This is a genomic window from Paenibacillus sp. FSL R7-0273 (assembly GCF_000758625.1).
In the GTDB taxonomy this organism is placed as follows: Bacteria; Bacillota; Bacilli; order Paenibacillales; family Paenibacillaceae; genus Paenibacillus_AQ.
Map to the genome: position 1 here is coordinate 4,816,067 of NZ_CP009283.1, position 17,097 is coordinate 4,833,163.

17 protein-coding genes and 1 riboswitch are annotated in these 17,097 nt (G+C 52.3%); all 17 genes read right to left on the reverse strand.

Annotated features, from left to right (window positions below; all coding sequences use genetic code 11):
- Window positions 1-408 precede the first annotated feature (408 nt).
- Window positions 409-684 (reverse strand): HPr family phosphocarrier protein, encoded by a 276-nt coding sequence (locus tag R70723_RS20785; RefSeq protein WP_039879071.1) that lies wholly within the window; start codon window positions 682-684, stop codon window positions 409-411.
- Window positions 685-719: 35 nt separating this feature from the next.
- Window positions 720-2,636 (reverse strand): beta-glucoside-specific PTS transporter subunit IIABC, encoded by a 1,917-nt coding sequence (locus tag R70723_RS20790; protein ID WP_039875030.1) that lies wholly within the window; start codon window positions 2,634-2,636, stop codon window positions 720-722.
- Between the two features lie 130 nt (window positions 2,637-2,766).
- Entirely contained in the window at window positions 2,767-3,618 is an 852-nt protein-coding gene (licT, locus tag R70723_RS20795) for a BglG family transcription antiterminator LicT (protein WP_039875031.1), read from the reverse strand.
- Window positions 3,619-3,784: 166 nt separating this feature from the next.
- Window positions 3,785-5,242: a glycoside hydrolase family 1 protein gene (locus R70723_RS20800; RefSeq protein ID WP_039875035.1), complete on the reverse strand. Its 1,458-nt coding sequence runs from the start codon at window positions 5,240-5,242 to the stop codon at window positions 3,785-3,787.
- A gap of 242 nt (window positions 5,243-5,484) precedes the next feature.
- Entirely contained in the window at window positions 5,485-6,018 is a 534-nt protein-coding gene (locus R70723_RS20805) for a spore maturation protein (RefSeq protein ID WP_039875037.1), read from the reverse strand.
- Window positions 6,019-6,025: 7 nt separating this feature from the next.
- Window positions 6,026-6,691: a nucleoside recognition domain-containing protein gene (locus R70723_RS20810; protein WP_039875038.1), complete on the reverse strand. Its 666-nt coding sequence runs from the start codon at window positions 6,689-6,691 to the stop codon at window positions 6,026-6,028.
- A 47-nt stretch (window positions 6,692-6,738) separates the two neighbouring features.
- Window positions 6,739-7,944: a D-alanyl-D-alanine carboxypeptidase family protein gene (locus R70723_RS20815; RefSeq protein WP_047171176.1), complete on the reverse strand. Its 1,206-nt coding sequence runs from the start codon at window positions 7,942-7,944 to the stop codon at window positions 6,739-6,741.
- Between the two features lie 157 nt (window positions 7,945-8,101).
- Window positions 8,102-8,593 (reverse strand): GerW family sporulation protein, encoded by a 492-nt coding sequence (ytfJ, locus tag R70723_RS20820; protein WP_039875042.1) that lies wholly within the window; start codon window positions 8,591-8,593, stop codon window positions 8,102-8,104.
- A 116-nt stretch (window positions 8,594-8,709) separates the two neighbouring features.
- Window positions 8,710-9,396: a DUF2953 domain-containing protein gene (locus R70723_RS20825; RefSeq protein WP_039875045.1), complete on the reverse strand. Its 687-nt coding sequence runs from the start codon at window positions 9,394-9,396 to the stop codon at window positions 8,710-8,712.
- A 198-nt stretch (window positions 9,397-9,594) separates the two neighbouring features.
- Window positions 9,595-10,194 carry an SMC-Scp complex subunit ScpB gene (gene scpB, locus R70723_RS20830; protein ID WP_039875047.1) on the reverse strand — a complete coding sequence of 200 codons (600 nt, stop codon included), beginning with the start codon at window positions 10,192-10,194 and terminating at the stop codon, window positions 9,595-9,597.
- Window positions 10,163-10,954 (reverse strand): segregation and condensation protein A, encoded by a 792-nt coding sequence (locus R70723_RS20835; RefSeq protein ID WP_039875049.1) that lies wholly within the window; start codon window positions 10,952-10,954, stop codon window positions 10,163-10,165. The genes scpB and R70723_RS20835 overlap by 32 nt, the downstream gene beginning before the upstream one ends.
- Window positions 10,955-11,114: 160 nt before the next feature.
- Entirely contained in the window at window positions 11,115-11,582 is a 468-nt protein-coding gene (ribH, locus tag R70723_RS20840; RefSeq protein WP_039879072.1) for a 6,7-dimethyl-8-ribityllumazine synthase, read from the reverse strand.
- 48 nt (window positions 11,583-11,630) lie between these two features.
- Entirely contained in the window at window positions 11,631-12,884 is a 1,254-nt protein-coding gene (locus tag R70723_RS20845; RefSeq protein ID WP_047171177.1) for a bifunctional 3,4-dihydroxy-2-butanone-4-phosphate synthase/GTP cyclohydrolase II, read from the reverse strand.
- A 20-nt stretch (window positions 12,885-12,904) separates the two neighbouring features.
- Window positions 12,905-13,570, reverse strand: a complete 666-nt coding sequence (locus R70723_RS20850) for a riboflavin synthase (protein ID WP_039875051.1) — start codon at window positions 13,568-13,570, stop codon at window positions 12,905-12,907.
- 72 nt (window positions 13,571-13,642) lie between these two features.
- Entirely contained in the window at window positions 13,643-14,743 is a 1,101-nt protein-coding gene (gene ribD / locus R70723_RS20855) for a bifunctional diaminohydroxyphosphoribosylaminopyrimidine deaminase/5-amino-6-(5-phosphoribosylamino)uracil reductase RibD (protein ID WP_039875053.1), read from the reverse strand.
- Window positions 14,744-14,959: 216 nt separating this feature from the next.
- Window positions 14,960-15,129: riboswitch (FMN riboswitch) on the reverse strand.
- A gap of 142 nt (window positions 15,130-15,271) precedes the next feature.
- Complete coding sequence (gene mscL, locus R70723_RS20860) at window positions 15,272-15,667, reverse strand: large conductance mechanosensitive channel protein MscL (RefSeq protein ID WP_039875055.1); 396 nt, start codon at window positions 15,665-15,667, stop codon at window positions 15,272-15,274.
- 98 nt (window positions 15,668-15,765) lie between these two features.
- A complete protein-coding gene (locus R70723_RS20865; protein WP_039875057.1) occupies window positions 15,766-16,974 on the reverse strand; it encodes a helix-turn-helix domain-containing protein in 1,209 nt (402 codons plus the stop codon).
- Window positions 16,975-17,097: the final 123 nt, after the last annotated feature.

Below are 17,097 nucleotides of genomic sequence, written 5' to 3' on the forward strand. Positions count from 1 at the left end.
GCTGAGTGGCCTGCAAATACATACGGTGATCCATACATAGCCCGTAAAATATGGCAGACGGAGCCCCCCCAATACCTAAGTGGAAATAAGACAACTAAATTACTCTTTTTCAGACAAATCCAGCATTTAGGTGGAAAAAGCACACTTAGATCATCGAAAAAGCATCATTTTAGCCAAAACAGGCGGAATCAGGTGTCTTTTTTCCAACTAAATCCGGCAAGTGGATGAGGACACACAATGTAAGCGGTTTAAATCCAACTAATTAGTGTGGACTTGCGGGATCTTCCGAAATAAATCTGCCAACACAAAAAACCGGTGCCCGAATACCTGCAAGTGCAGGTACCCGGACACCAGTTTTATTCGTTGCAGTAAGGGTCAGCCCTATGAGCAGGCGGCACTCAGCCGGTCTTACTCCTGAACCTCTCCCAGCCCTTCCTTAACCATAACATCCTGCAGCGCGCTCAGCACTTCCGCGGCCTGTCCGCCTTCGGCAATCAGGCTCAGCGTATCGCCGGGCTCCAGGCCGAGCGACAGCACGCCGAGAATCGATTTCAGGGTAACCTTCTTGCCGCCGCTCTCCGCGAACACCTCGGTATCCTTAAATTTGGTTGCAGTATTGACCAGAGCTGTCGCCGGACGGGCATGGATGCCGTCTTCATCGATGATTTTAAATGTCTTTTGCATAATAAGCTTCACTCACTTTCTTCTATTGGAATGGTTTAGGCCTGCACGGTGTAGAGCAGCTCCTGCTCCTTCACTGTGGAACGGCCTCCGGGTTTGATGGAGCTGTACTCGGCAATGTTAGTGATAATTACCGGTGTAATGGTGCTGTAGCCTGCTTTTTCAATCTCTGCGCGGTCGAACTCCATCAGCAGGTCGCCAACGGATACCTTGCTGCCGGCTGTCACTTTCGGCGAGAAATGCAGTCCCTTCAGCTTCACAGTATCGATACCGATATGGATCAGCATCTCGGCGCCGTTATCGCTGACCAGGCCAATCGCATGTCCGCTCTTTGACAGGGAGAACACCGTACCGTTGACAGGAGATACTACCCGGCCTTCAGACGGCTGGATCGCAAAGCCCTTACCCATAATTTCTTCAGAGAACGCTGGATCGTTTACTTCGCTCAGCGGTTTAACTTCACCGGTAATCGGGCTGTAGATATCTTCAGTAACCTTAGCAGCAGCTTCAGCTTCCAGCGCATCAGCAATCACTGCTGAGTTAGAAGAAGTATTTGCATTAGCCGTTGCAGCCGGAACCGCTGCTGCTGCAGCTTCAGGCTCGTCTTCAAAGCCCAGAATGTAAGTTACAATGGCTGCCACAACAATACCGATTGCAAAGCCGATCACGGAGTAGACAAAGGTTTCACCAATAACCATCGGAATACCGGACAAACCGGCCAGACCGCCGATAACATAAGCTTTTACTTTAAACAGGCTCAGGAACGCTCCGCCCACTGCTCCGCCGATCAAAGCGCCGATAAACGGCTTTTTGAAACGCATGTTAACCCCATACATTGCAGGCTCGGTAATCCCCATCAGCGCCGTCACACTTGTCGAAAGGGCCAATGGCTTCAGCTTGCTGTTTTTCGTTTTCAGGAAGACACCGAAGGTTGCACCGGCCTGGGCAAAGTTGGCTACCATCATAATTGGAATGATGTAATCATATCCAAGGCTGGCAATGGAGGCGATCATGATCGGAATCAGCGCATAGTGCATACCTGTAATAATCAGCAGGGACATGGTACCGCCCAGCAGAAGGCCGGCGAACAATCCGGTATTGTTAAACAGCCACGAAATGCCGTCAGTCAGACCGTTACCGATGATAACGCCCAGCGGACCTACAGCTATCAGGGTCAACGGTACAATTACGAGCAGTGTAACGGTTGGAACAATAATCAGCTTAAGCGAGGCATGTGTAACTTTATCGACTGCTTTTTCCACATAGGAAGCAAGCCATACCGCAATGATGATCGGAATAACCGACGAGGAATACGTTGCAGCTACAACAGGCAGGCTGGCAAAAGTAACCGGCTCACCCGCGCCCAGCAGCGTTGTAACCGTCGGATGCAATATAGCGGCACCAATCGCTGCACCGATATACATATTGCTTCCCAGCTTGCGGGCCGCACTGACCGCCAGAATGATCGGCAGGAAGTAGAAGGCGCCGTCACCGATAGCCGAAAGAATGACATAGGTTGAACTGGTTGTACCCATCCATCCCGCTGCTACCAGCAGGGCAATGATCCCTTTGATCATACCTGCGCCGGTAATCGCCGGCAGAATCGGAGTGAAGCTTCCGGAGATGAAATCGAGTATGCTGCTTAGCACATTCTTTTTCTTCTTGTCTCCGGCATCAGCTGAGGACGAGCTTACTCTTCCCTCGGGAGCGCCCTTCATATTCTTTACCAGCTCGTTATATACGACCGGCACATCGTTACCGATGATAACCTGGAACTGGCCCCCGTTGATCATTACACCCATAACGCCATCCGTTTTCTGCAGAGCCGCTTTATCCGCTTTATTGTTATCGTTAAGGTTAAAGCGTAGGCGTGTCATGCAGTGGGTAACCTGTTCAATATTCTCTTCTCCGCCCACCAGCTTCAATATATCTTTGGAGAGTGCTGTTTTATCCATCTTGATATGCTCCTTCAATTCCGAGTTTTTTGGAACAAAAAAACCTAAACACCCATAGTATCGCGATAATGCCGCATATACTATTCAGCGTTTAGGTTTTGCCTGCTTAGAGTAACAATCCCGTCTTGCTTTATTCGGTTGTATCTTCGTTCCGGACAATCCGCTCAATGTGAATCGTCATGTACAAAATTTCTTCCTTGGATAAATTCCGCTTGTAAATTTTGCGGGTGTAATCCGCAATCTTCTCTGCGCAGGCGTAGGCTTCCGGGTATTGGACGCGGACCAGATCATGCAGTGTATGATCCCTGTCCCGGTCGTCAACCGGTGAGCCCTGAACCACCCGCTGCGCAAAGAACTTCAGATGCGTCAGAAAGCGGTAATAGCTGAGCGATTCCTCGTCGAGCTCAATCAAAAAGCTGCGTCTCACGATATTCGAGATGTCCTTCACGATATTCGTGATGCTGACCGTTTCACGCATTTCCCCGTTCAGCTGGGCGTTGACCAGATGCATTGCAATGAAAGCGCACTCGTCTTCCGGCAGCAATACGCCGAGCCGGTCCTCAATAATTTGCAGAGCCTTGAGGCCGATTGAGAATTCCTTGCGGTACATCCTCTTGATCTCCCACAGCAGCGCATTCTTGAGCTGAAGCCCCTGACGGTGCCGGTCGATGGCGAAATGGATATGGTCCGTAAGCGAGATGTACACACTGTCGTGCAGCTTCTCGCCCAGCACCGTCTCCGCATAGCGGATCACTTCATCGGAGCATTCAACATATTCAATCGGAATGTCCGACAGCAGCGTCATAAGCTTTTGTGAGACTTCTTTGTTATCCAGTGAGAATACCTTTTCAATCTTGTCCTCATCAATAAGATCACCGGTATGCTTCTTGAAGGCAATTCCCCGGCCCATGATGACCAGCTCATTCTGGCTGGCATCAAGCACGGTCACGACATTATTGTTGAGCACCTTCTCAATTTTCATTCCATCACCTTACGCCGTCAGAGTAGTAAAAAGGCAAAACCAAAACAGGCACTTAATGCCAGCTTCTGGTTTTGCCTGAAGGTTCAGTAACAATCCAGTTTTAGTTTTCCCGTATATGCATATTATCACATTGCCTGCAGATTGACAACAGCATTATGAAAACGTTTTATAACACTTCGCCATTCGATTCAATTACCTGCTTGTACCAGTCAAAGGAATCCTTTTTGCTGCGGGCGAGTGTACCCTTTCCTTCATCATCCAGGTCGACATAAATGAAGCCGTAACGCTTGGACATCTCGGAAGTGGACATGCTCACCAGGTCAATCGGACCCCAGGCTGTGTAGCCCATCAGCTCTACGCCGTCCTTAACTGCTTCTTTCATCTGGATAATGTGCTGTTTGAGATAGTCGATCCGGTAAGTATCATGAATGGAGCCGTCAGCTTCAACACGGTCGATTGCGCCCAGCCCGTTCTCTACAATAAAGAGCGGCTTCCGGTAACGGTCATACAGGGTGTTGAGTGTAATGCGCAGGCCTACAGGATCGATCTGCCAGCCCCAGTCGGAAGCTTCGAGATAAGGGTTCTTGACACCGCCTACCAGGTTGCCTCCGGTCACATCGCCTTCCGGTCCGGCAGTAACAGTAAGGGTCATGTAATAGCTGAAGGAAATGAAATCTACCGTGTGGGCGGCAATGATCTCATCGTCTCCCGGCTCGCGTGCAATTACGATGTTATTTTCGGCAAAATAACGGTTCATGTAGCTTGGATATTCACCGCGGGCATGCACATCGGTAAAGAACAGGTTCATCTGGCTTTCCAGCTGGCTCTTACGGACATCCTCAGGGTTACAGGTGTGCGGGTAGGATTCAAGGCGGGCCAGCATGCAGCCGATCTGTGCACCCGGAATAATCTCATGGCCCAGCTTTGTCACCCGTGCACTTGCCACAAATTGATGGTGCAGCGCCTGATAAATGGTCTGCAGCTTGTGCTCAACCTTGTCGGACAGGATGCCTCCGCCGGTGTAAGGGCTCATTGTCATCACGTTGATTTCGTTAAAGGTCAGCCAGTATTTCACCTTGTTCCGGTAGCGGGTGAACACGGTCTCGGCGTATTTTACATAATGCCCGATGACTTCACGGCTGGCCCAGCCGTTATATTTCAGGGTCAGACCAAGCGGAGTCTCATAATGGGACAGCGTGACCAGCGGCTCAATACCGTATTTAAGCAGCTCGTCGAACACATTGTCATAGAACTGCAGGCCTGCTTCGTTCGGCTCGGCGTCATCCCCGTTCGGGAAAATCCGCGCCCAGTTGATCGACATCCGGAACACCTTGAAGCCCATTTCGGCAAACAGGGCAATATCCTCTTTATAGCGGTGGTAGAAGTCCACACCTTCACGCTTAGGAAAACGCTCGCTAAGGTCACCGGCAAGAATCTCGGCAATACGCTCCGAGGAAATCTCCATCGAGTGATCCCCTTTACGCTGCGCCTTCGGCACATGGGCAATCATATCTGCAGTGGACAGGCCTTTGCCGTCCAAGTCAAAGCCGCCCTCAAGCTGGTTGGCTGCCGTAGCGCCGCCCCACAAAAAATTGTCCGGGAATCCTGTGTTTGCTGTAGCCATGAACATAACCTCTTTCTGTTATTTTATAAGTATGATGCCCGAAAACAAGAAAAACCTAAACCGTTAGTAAAGAAATCGCCACCTCCAAAAGGAGAGGACAAATGCTTTACCATCAGTTTAGGTTTTGCCTGGCCCGGCCAGTAACAATCCATTAAACGATGCATTTAAGGATTATTCAATTGCTTCTATCCTAACACAGCAATTCCGGAATTTCAAATTCTTAATTTATCTGGAGCTCCTGACTATCCGAAAACCAGCAGACATACAGCAATGGCGGCGATGAAGCCGACAATGTCAGAGAACAGGCCGACCTTAAGCGCATAACGGCCGTTACGGATGCCTACTGCGCCGAAATAGACAGTCAGCACATACAAGGTTGTGTCGGTGCTTCCCTGAATGGTGGAGGCAATCATGCCGATCAGGGAGTCCGGACCATGAACGCGTATCAGATCAGTTGTATAGGCCAGCGAGCCGGTGCCGGTCAGCGGACGCAGCAGGCCGAGCGGCAGCACCTCAGGCGGCACACCGAGCCCTTCCAGTGCGGGAGCAATAAAGCCCATCAGGAAATCCAGCGCCCCGGAGGCCCGGAACACGCTGATGGCCACAAGCATGCCGACCAGATGCGGAATAATGGCAATTGCAGTCCCGAAGCCGTCTTTAGCCCCTTCTACAAAGGATTCATATACCGGAACCTTGCGTGTAAAAGCATACAGCGGGATAAAGGTGATCATGACCGGGATCGCCCAGGCAGAGATGATGCTGATTAGGTGTAACAAGCTCGGCTCACCCTTTCATCGAGGTATGCGGGACGGCTGATCCTCCGGCGGTGTGATCCCCGGGCCTTACGGCCGGCGGCTTCGGCGGCCGGCGCAGCAGGGACAGCCTGCGCATCAGCCTGTCCGCGCCAACCGCAGCCAGTGTCGCTACGGCGGTTGCCGCCAGCGTTGTGCCGACAATCCCGGCCGGATCGGCAGAGCCGTAATTGAGCCGGATCGCGATCAGCGTGGCCGGAATAAGCGTAATGCTGGCTGTATTCAGCGCAAGCAAGGTGCACATGGCCGGGGTCGCCGTAGTCTTGTCAGGATTCAGCGTCTGCAGCTCCTGCATCGCCTTGATACCCATTGGTGTTGCCGCATTGCCCAGGCCAAGCAGATTGGCGCTCATGTTGGACAGAATATAGCCGATTGCCGGATGGCCCTTGGGCACATCCGGGAACAGAAAGCCTACCACCGGCCCTAGCAGCCGGGCTATTTTGCGCAGGAGGCCGGCATCCTCGGCCACCCGCATCATTCCCATCCAGAATACAAGTACGCTGATCAGTCCAAAGCTTACGGTAACCCCGTTCTTGGCGCCGTCAAAAACTGCCGCTGTAAAAGCATCCATCCGGCCGTTCACGGCGGCAAATACAAAGCCGATCACAATCATCCCCAGCCAGATTCCATTAATCATTCCGGTCCCTCCCCTGTCCTGCTCTCTCTCATTCCCAGGTGCGCTTACTACCTTCCCATCTGCAGCAGCGCCCGTAAAGCGCTCCCGAGCGCCTGCAGCCAGTTATCTGCCGGATATTCAGCTGTTCCGGCCGGACTGTAGCGCTTCATGTAAAGAGATTTCTCCGGCGGGAGCCGGTCCGGCTCATACACCGGCACACGGCCGATTTCCTTCCCGCCAAGCTGGAGTACAACGGCTCCTCTGAGTCCGAAGTCGCTGGTACGGGCTGTTGTCCCGCCGGCGGCAGCCGGCTCCTCATTTAAGACCAGCTTTGTTGTAATTCTGGCTTCCTCACCCTGGCCGAGCGGGTAAGCGAACTTGCGGGAGGTCAGGAAGCTGTAGCCGCTGATGCCCTCTCCGCGTTCAATCAGGGTTTTAAGCGGATAATGGTTGAAGCCGAAGTTCAGCAGTGCAGCATGATCATTCCAGTCGTTGCCGTCATTCAGCGTAACAGCAACCAGCTGCTGGCCGCCGCGCGTAGCGGAGCTAACGAGACAACGCATCGCTTTTTTGGTATATCCGGTCTTAACCCCGTCCGCACCTTCATACAGGCGCAGCATTTTATTTTTGTTAGCCCACTTGTAGTCCCATTTCTCATACGGATTGTCAGCTGTTTTCTCCTGTGTCTTCACAATTTCCTTAAAAGCGGGATTATGCATGGCGTAAGCGGTCAGCACGGCCATATCATTGGCACTGGAATAATGACCTTCTGCATCCAGACCGTGCGGATTGGCAAAATGGGTGTTCTTCAGCCCCAGCTCCTCCGCCTTGGCATTCATCAGATGGACAAACCCTTGCTCCGATCCCCCCACATGCTCGGCGATTGCCGTGGCCGCATCATTTCCTGAGCGCAGCATCAGGCCGTAGAGCATATCCTCCAGCAGCATCTCCTCGCCCAGCTTCAGGTACAGTGAGGAGCCCTCCTTGGCAAAAGCATTTTTGCCCACCTTCACTTCGGAAGTCAGGTCCCCGTTCTCTATCGCCACGATTGCCGTCATGATTTTGGTCAGGCTGGCGATCAGCATCGGCTCATCCCCCCGGCTGCTGTAGAGGAGCCTTCCCGATTCGACATCAATCAGCGCTGCAGCCCTGGCATGGGTTGAGATAGAGGCATTCTCCGCATGCACGGGATAAGCCGGGGCTATAACAGCCAGCAGCAGGCCCATTATCAGAAGCAGCAAAGGCTTTCCTGTGATCATTTTTAGTGGTTTCATGTTCATCCTCCGGCTTTTCATTCAGTTCTTCTTTCCTTATTCCTTCTGTGTTGTACAAGTGTATGCGGAAGGCTTGACAGGTATGTCCCTCCCGCAAGGCAAAAAAGGACACCGCCCTGTTAAGGCGGTATCCCCGGCTGTCCTACGCTACAGGCCATTAATGGGCTGATGGATTGGAATGCACGCTTTCTGTTTTTACCGTTGTCGTTTTTGTACCCGGAGCGCCGACAATCTCGGCACCTACCGGTGTACCGGATTGGATCATGTTCTGGATTTTGTCGATCAGATTCGGCGCGGCATCAATGATTTTTTCAAACAGATGGGTCTGATTATCCAGCGGCACAATATGTACCCCTTCCCTGCCGACTACCAGAAACGCAATCGGACGAATGGATACCCCTCCCCCGCTGCCTCCTCCGAATGGGAGCATTTTGACTCCGCTCCCGCTTCCGTTGATGCCGGGAGCGTCATCCTCCACCCGGAAGTCACTGCCCCCTGCAGCAAACCCGAAGGCCACTTTACTGATCGGCAGAATTACACTGCCGTCCGGGGTTTCGACCGGATCCCCGACAATCGTATTAACATCCACCATGCCTTTGATATTTTCCATCGCCGTCTGCATCAGACCTTGAATCGGATGGTCGCTCATATTGATATCCTCCTTTGGCTTTTAAAGACTTTTCAGGTCGATCACAGGTGATATCATCCCCAATACGCAGCATTTGTATGTAAGATGTTTCTTAGCATAAGCTCCGTAAGCGGGAATCAGTTTTTATTCTTAAGCAGACGTATCCAGCGCGACAGCCCGCCCTTTACCCGGATAACACGCCACAGCAGCTGGATTCCTGCAAAGAAAACACTGGAAACCGGCAGCTTGCCGGTACAGACAGCCTCTGTAGAAAAGCACAGCTCATCGCGGAACACCGGCACGACAAACATCCGCGGACTGCGCTGCAGCCGGACGTAACGCGAGATCCAGCCGACCATGCCCCATTTCAGCCCGGACAGCGCTCCGGTAGCCGTCGCGGTGTACGCCGCATCACCCAGCGAGAAATCCGTCGACCAGTCGAACCGGGTAATGATGACGTGGGACATCAGGCTTTTTATCCAGCTTTTCAGGTCCATGGTGGCCTGCAGCGCCTCTTTCAGCTTCCTCTTCCAGTCCCGCAGCGTCTCATCGTCAATCTGTTCCACCGAATCAGCATCCTGACGTACAGGCGCAATTCCGCTCTCCTCGAGCTTTATCTTTACTCCGCGGGCAATTCCCTCATAGATCAGCTTGGGCAGCTCATAATGGAATTTAACCAGGCCGAATAAAGCTTTTATATCGAATTCAATGCGGTCATCCTTGCCGATTCTGCATAAACGGAAGTGAAAATGAATGGAGGAAGACAGCACCAGTACAATTACAAGCAGCAGCAGGGCTAAGGGTACAGCAAGCCATAACGTCACGGATTAACCTCCAAGCAGCCTTTTTATAGAACCCTTGGATTAGTATGGCAAAGTTGGCTGGAAAACATTCGGACAGATTCAAATCGCTGCAAAAAGCAGAATCCTGCTCTGCCGGGTCTGCCCGGATATCTGTGTATATGAAAAAAAAACGCTGCTCCAAATGGAGCAACGGCTATTGATTACGCTAAGGATAATGGCTTATTGCCCTACATCATCGAACGACATCTGGCTGTCCAGCTTATTGAACAGAAGCTGGGTTTCCTCCTCCAGATTGTCTGCTGAATCCAGGCTGGACGGCTCCGGCAGCTCCTTCAGGCTGGCAAGCCCGAAGCTGTCCAGAAAGGATTTGGTAGTCCCGTACAGAATAGGGCGTCCCACCGCTTCCGCACGTCCAACCTCGTGAATCAGATCCTTGTTGTTCAGCGTATGAATCGCCCGCTCAGATTTCACACCGCGGATCTCCTCAATCTCAACCCGGGTAATCGGCTGGCGGTATGCCACAATGGCCAGTGTCTCAAGCGCTGCCTGGGACAAAGAGGATCTGGCCGGCGAATAGGCCAGCCGCTCGAAATAGGGTGCATGGTCAGATAATGTAGCCAGCCGGTAGTTACCGGCAATCTGCACTACCTGCAGGCCGCGCTCCTGAGCCACGTAATCATCCTTGAGCTCCTCAAGCGCCCGGCCGGCTAAATCCGGACGCTGTTCGGTAATCTCGGCAATTTGCCGGACAGACAACCCCTCATCCCCGGACAGGAACAGCAGACCCTCAATAATTGATTTCAGCGTTTTGTAGTCCACTGAAGTCCTCTCCTCCTCTCCACTCCATGACAATGTCATCAAATAATTTTTCCTGATAGCAAAAAATCGCCTTCATCTTCATCAGCTCCAGAATGGCCAGGAAGGTGGTAACAATCTCATGCCGGTCCATACTCTCATGCAAAAGCGCAGAGAACCGCAGCCTGCCGCCCATGCCTCTGCGCATCAGCGCCTCCGACACATCACGGATCCGGTCCTTGACCGAGATTTCATCACGGGTAATCCGCTGGTAGGAGGTTCTTCTAGCCGCCTTGCTGAGCGCTTTACGGAAAGCGGCAATCAGGTCAGAGGTGTGCAGCCCTTTAAGCGTATTATCCAGATTCACCGGCACAAACGGACCGAGGTCCTCGGGTTCTTTGGTGAAAATCAGGCTGCGCTCGCTCTCCATATCCATGAGCTGTACGGCAATACTCTTGATTTTGCGGTATTCGATCAGCCGCTCCACCAGCTCGGCCCGCGGATCATAGCCATCGTCCTCGTAGTATTCGAAATCTTCGATCTCAATCACCGGCGGCTTCGGCAGCAGCAGCTTGCTCTTGATCGACAGCAGTGTGGCCGCCATGACAAGAAACTCGCTGGTAATATCCAGCTCAAGCTCCTGCATGCTCTGCAGGTATGCCATATACTGCTCGGTAATCTCGCTGACCGGAATGTCCTGGATGTCGATTTCCGCCTTGTCGATTAAATGCAAGAGCAGATCGAGCGGACCTTCGAACGTCTCCAGCTTGTACAATACAGTCACGAAATTTCCTCCTGCTAAAAAAAGTAAAGTGCAGCGCCGCAAACAGGACGCTACACAAGTAGAAAGATTATTATAGTCCAAGCTTTCTTCTTATACTTATAAATAATCACGAATGCTGCCAATCCGTCAAGAGGGGAGCATGCGTTACTGCCTAAAAAGCTTATTTAAACAGCTTGTTCAGGTTAGCCATTTCAATTGCGGAGGTAGCTGCATCCCAGCCTTTGTTGCCTGCTTTGGTTCCGGAGCGCTCAATTGCCTGCTCGATATTCTCGGTAGTTACCACACCGAAGATCGTCGGAACACCAGTCTTGAGGTTGATGGCCGCTACTCCTTTGGCAACCTCGTTGCAGACATAATCATAATGTGTTGTTGATCCGCGGATAACCGTACCGAGTGCAATTACTGCATCGTACTTGCCGCTTTCGGCCATCTTCTGGCAGATGAGCGGAATTTCGAATACGCCCGGCACCCAGGCCACATCTACCTCATCATCGGCAACCCCATGGCGCTTAAAGGCATCCAGTGCGCCGGACAGCAGCTTGCTTGTAATAAATTCATTAAAACGTCCTACAACAACACCATAACGCAATCCCTCGGAGACTAAATGTCCTTCAAAATAATTCGGCATATTCATTCATCAACCCTTCATTAGTTAGTTGGTAGTTTGTGGCACAGACTAAGCCTTTGAATCCTCATTCTGTTCAATGTTGTCAAAAGACAGCAGATGGCCGAGCTTGGCCTGCTTGGTATGAAGATAACCGGTGTTATCCTTGTTCTCCGGCATCTGGATTGGGACACGCTCTACAACCTCAAGGCCATAGCCCTCGAGTCCCTTGATCTTGCGCGGGTTGTTGGTCAGCAGCTTGATCTGGCGGACGCCGAGGTCCTTCAAAATCTGCGCCCCGATGCCATAGTCCCGCAGGTCCGCCGGGAACCCGAGCTTGAGGTTGGCATCAACTGTATCCAGCCCTTCCTCCTGCAGCTTGTAAGCCCGCAGCTTGTTGATCAGGCCGATGCCTCTGCCCTCCTGGCGCATATAGAGCAGCACGCCCCGGCCGGCGTCTTCGATCTGGCGCAGCGCCGCTTCAAACTGCGGGCCACAATCGCAGCGGTGGGAATGGAACACATCACCGGTGAGACATTCGGAGTGAACGCGCACGAGCACCGGCTCGTCGCCGGAAATATCGCCCTTAACCAGCGCGACATGCTCCTTGTCATCCACTTCATTAGTGTAAGCAATAGTCTGGAAGGTGCCGAAATCGGTCGGCAGATTCACCGATACCTCACGGGTGACCAGCTGCTCCTTCTCGTTGCGGTAATGAATCAGATCCTGAATGCTGATCAGCTTAAGATCATGCTTCTTCGCTATCTCCACAAGATCAGGCAGCCGGGCCATCGTGCCGTCAACCTTGACCACCTCGCAGATGACGCCGGCCGGATAAGAGCCGCACATGCGGGCCAGATCGACAGCAGCCTCGGTGTGGCCGGAGCGGCGCAGCACGCCGCCCTTTTTGGCGATCAGCGGGAACATATGGCCCGGTCTGCGGAAATCGGACGGCTTCGCAGCCGGATCCATTAAGGCCTTGATGGTCTGGGAGCGCTCGCCGGCGGAAATACCGGTAGTCGTGCTGGCATGGTCAACCGAAACGGTAAAGGCTGTGCCGTGGTTATCGGTGTTGTGGGTAACCATCGGCTGAAGATCCAGCTCCTCTGCGCGCTCGGCCGTGATTGGTACACAGACCAGACCGCGTCCTTCGGTAATCATGAAGTTAATAACCTCCGGTGTAGCCCGTTCAGCCAGGGCAACAAAATCCCCTTCGTTCTCACGGTCCTCGTCATCAACCACAATAACCACCTTGCCGCGCATCAGATCATATATGGCATCTTCAATCGGGTCCAGTACACTGTCCTGCTTGTTGTGTTCGCTCATTATTCTGTCCTCCTAATCACTTATACAAATCCGTTTGCCGCCAGAAAATCACGGCTTATGCTTGAGCTGCCCGCTTCGTCCTCACTGCCTGCGCCCTTGTAATGCAGGAGATGATCGACATATTTCCCGAGCACATCGCACTCGATGTTGATGCTGTCTCCCGGCCGCTTATGGGCAAGCACCGTTTCACCGAGTGTATGGGGGATAATGGACACGGTGAAAGCCGAGGATGACGTATTCACCACAGTAAGACTGATGCCGTCAAGGGTAATGGAGCCTTTGGGGATAATGTATTTGAACAAAGCGCTGCGGTCCGGCGTAATCTCGAACACGACGGCATTCTGGTCGCGCTTGACGCTGCGGATCTCACCTGTACCATCTACATGGCCCTGAACGATGTGTCCGCCAAACCGGCCGCCGGCTGCCATCGCCCGCTCCAGATTCATCCGGCTGCCGCTGCGCAGCTCCTTCAGGTTACTGTTGCGGTAGGTCTGCGGCATGACGTCCACGGTAAAAGAATGCTCGCTGATTGAGGTTGCCGTCAGGCAGACACCATTGACGGCCACGCTGTCGCCGATTTTGAGGTCGCTCATAATCAGCGATGCGCCGATATTCAGCACCAGCATCTCGCCGCCGCTGCTGACACCGCGCAGCACGCCGATCTCCTCGATCAATCCGGTGAACATATGATCCCCTCCTAAAAGTATTGTGGCTTCGGAAGCAAATGCTTCGTTTTGTCAGGAATACAACAACTCTGATTAACGCACCGGTGTGCCGCTGATACAGACATTATCCCCGAGCACTTCCACTTCCAATCCCTCAAGGGTGATTGCATCCTTCATCAGCGCTATGCCCGGAAAATCGAAGGTTCCCGGAGCTTCTGCTCCACCGCCGACAATCTTAGGCGCATAAAAGAGCACTACCCGGTCAACCAGTCCGCTCTCCAGCATCGCGCCATTCAGCGTTCCGCCGCCTTCCAGAAGAATCGAGCTGATCTCCAGCTCACCGAGCTTGACCATCGCTTCCTTCAGATCCACCCGCGGCCCGTCTCCGCTCGTTACGACTGTAACACCTGCCGCCGTAAGCGCCGCTCTGCGTTCCGGATCAGCCGCTGCGGTTGTCACAATAATCGTCGGCGCCTGTCCGTCGGTAACCACACTTGCTTCCAGCGGAGTACGCAGGCTCGAATCAATAACAATCCGCACCGGATGAAGTCCGGGAACCTCTAGCCTGGTTGTCAGTGAAGGATTATCGGCAATGACCGTGCCTACGCCTACCATAATCCCCTGATGACGGTGGCGCAGCGTATGTACAATTTCCCGTGCCTGACCATTTGATATCCACTTGCTGTCACCTGTCTTTGTCGCAAGCTTACCGTCCAGCGTGCTTGCACTTTTCAGGGTTACAAAGGGCTCCTTGGTCAAAATGTACTTAATAAACCGTTCATTCAGCCGCAGGGCACGGCTTCGCAGCAGCCCGACTTCAACGTCGATCCCTGCTTCGCGCAGCATTTCGAAGCCCCGGCCCGCCACCTGCGGGTTAGGGTCTTCACAGGCAACAACCACCCGCGCCACCCCTTCGTCAATCAGCCGCTGGCTGCAGGGCGGCGTCTTGCCGTGGTGACTGCACGGCTCAAGCGTGACATAGGCGGTACTGCCTTGCGCTTTGCCTGCCGCCATATTTAATGCATGCACCTCAGCATGGCCGGTTCCGCGCTGCAGATGAGTACCAAGGCCGATCACAGCTCCGTCCTTAACGACTACGCAGCCGACTACCGGGTTAATTCCCGTCTGTCCCTGCGCTCTTTCCGCCATATCCAGCGCAAGCGACATGTAAAACTCGTCATTCATAATATCCATGATCTGCCTCCAATCTCTGCTAAGTTGCCTTCAGTTAAAAAACAGAAAAACCCGTCTCAATCTCCAGGAGGAGTTCAAGACGGGATATACGAGAGTTTGCCGATAATTCTAATAAAATGGTGCGTAAATAAACCTACTCACAAATCTTTGTGAAAGTTCGCACAATATATATTGGAATACACCAGTACGCCTGCCCGTTCAGGGGCAGTACGTTATTCTCTCCTTCTTCCATCCAGACTATACTGTCGGTCCCGGAATTGCACCGGGTCCACCGTCCATATCATAGATACGGCGCGGGTAGCGGACTAAGCACGTCAAGGCTGCAACAGCCATTGAACAGTGACATCACCGCCGGTAGGGAATTACACCCTGCCCTGAAGGATCAAATCAGTATGAAATTAAGTACCGATTATAGCACAGCCAGCAGCACTGACTAAAATAAAGTTAGCACTATACGGTAAAAAAAGCAAGCCCAACGTACCTCGCAGCAGCCGGATACAGTCGGGCAGTTATAGCATAATGTGCGGCCTACGCCTCACCCTGCTTGTTTGCTTTTAACAGATCACGGATTTCAGTCAGCAGAGCGATCTCTGGATCCGGTGCGGGAGTTTCTACAACCTCCACTTTTACCGTCTCCTTGTGCTTAAACCGGTTGGCCAGCTTGACCACCATAAAGATGGAGAACGAGATGATAAAGAAATCCACCACACTTTGTAGGAATACCCCGTATTTTACCTCTGCATCAAGATAAGTAAAAGTAAGCTTTTCCAGATCAACCCCACCGCTCAGCAGGCCTGCAAGAGGCATGATAATGTCAGCAACCAGCGAGGAGACGATTTTGCCGAATGCTGCCCCAATAATTACGGCAACTGCCAGATCAAGCACATTCCCCTTGATGGCAAAGCTTTTAAATTCCTTCCACATTCCATTTCCCTCCGATTATGAATTTTGGTTAGTATAACATGTTATTCTCAGCTCACCATACAAAAAAGCTTTTAATATTACAGCAAAAAGGACTTAATCTATTGCCCATGCAGCTCCCGGTAAGTCTCGCCGATAAACCGGGTATATACGGATGGCGGAAACTGCTGCACCCGCTCGTAGGCAATCTGTGACTGCTGGCGTGCTTCCTCCAGCTTTCCTTGTCTGCCATATATCCTTGCTTTGTACGCATAGGAAGTGAAGACCGCAGCACGGTCAAGAGGATGGTGGACATCATCAGCCAGAGTAACTCTGGACAGCAGCTCCAGTGCTTCCTCATCCCGGCCCAGATAAAATAAAGCCGTTCCCGCTGCCAGGCTCCAGCTTGATACATATCTGTCTCCTTCTGCTTCAAACTGTGCCCCCAGCTGCAGGGTATCCTCGTAACGCCGCTCTGCGTTCAGCTGTCTCATCTTGGCAAGCCTGAGCAGCTGTAAGGACATCGCGTCCTCCGACAGCTCCACATACAGCCGCGATTTATCCAGATAATGCCCCGCTTGCTCCAAATTTCCGGACATCAGGGCTAGGTTCGATAACACGCGGTACAGATGGTCTGTCAAATAATACACACCCTCTTCACGTGACAGCGCTATGGCAGCCAGTGCCGCCGCCTCGCTTCCGCTGTAGTTCCCAAGAGCGGACAGAGTAACGCTTTCTGCATAGTGAAGGTCAATTTCAAACAGTAAATTGCTGCCGACCTTTTTACTCATATACAATTCCCTGACGTCCAGGATCAGCTCCAGACTTTCCTCGTATCTGCTCTGTGTAAACAGGAGCGCGTAGGTCAGATACCGGACTTTGGCACTCTCCACAAATAAGCCAAACCGCTCATAGATTTCTGCGGCCCTCGCTACAGCCTCTTCTCCTCCGTCTGTGCCTGTATAATAGCAGGCTGCGATATAAAACTCCATAAGCCGGGCAGCATCTACGGTCACCGGAAGTTTTCCGTCCAGCATCGGCCTCACACCGCTAACCACCGCGCTATAGTTTTTAAGCTTAAACTGCGCTGCTATGTCACGTACCATACCGGCCAGGTCTATCCCCTGATCATCTTCAAGGAAATAACCAGCGTCTACCCCCAGCCGTTCAGCCAGGATCTGCAGACTGCGCATGGACGGCAGGGCACGGCCGTTCTCTATCTGGCTAAGCATGCTTTTGGTCATTGCTTCTCCGGCCAGTTCGGTCTGCGTAAGCTTTTTGGATTGGCGCAGTGCTTTTATTTTATCTCCGATTGTCTGCTTGGTTGTCATCTTTTACAGCCATCCTTATATCCGTCTTTCTTCCAGTATAGCTTATCTCAGATTAACAATAAAACAAAGTTAAATATAATTAAACTTAATATTGCACAAAACCTGCATTGACACTATAATCTG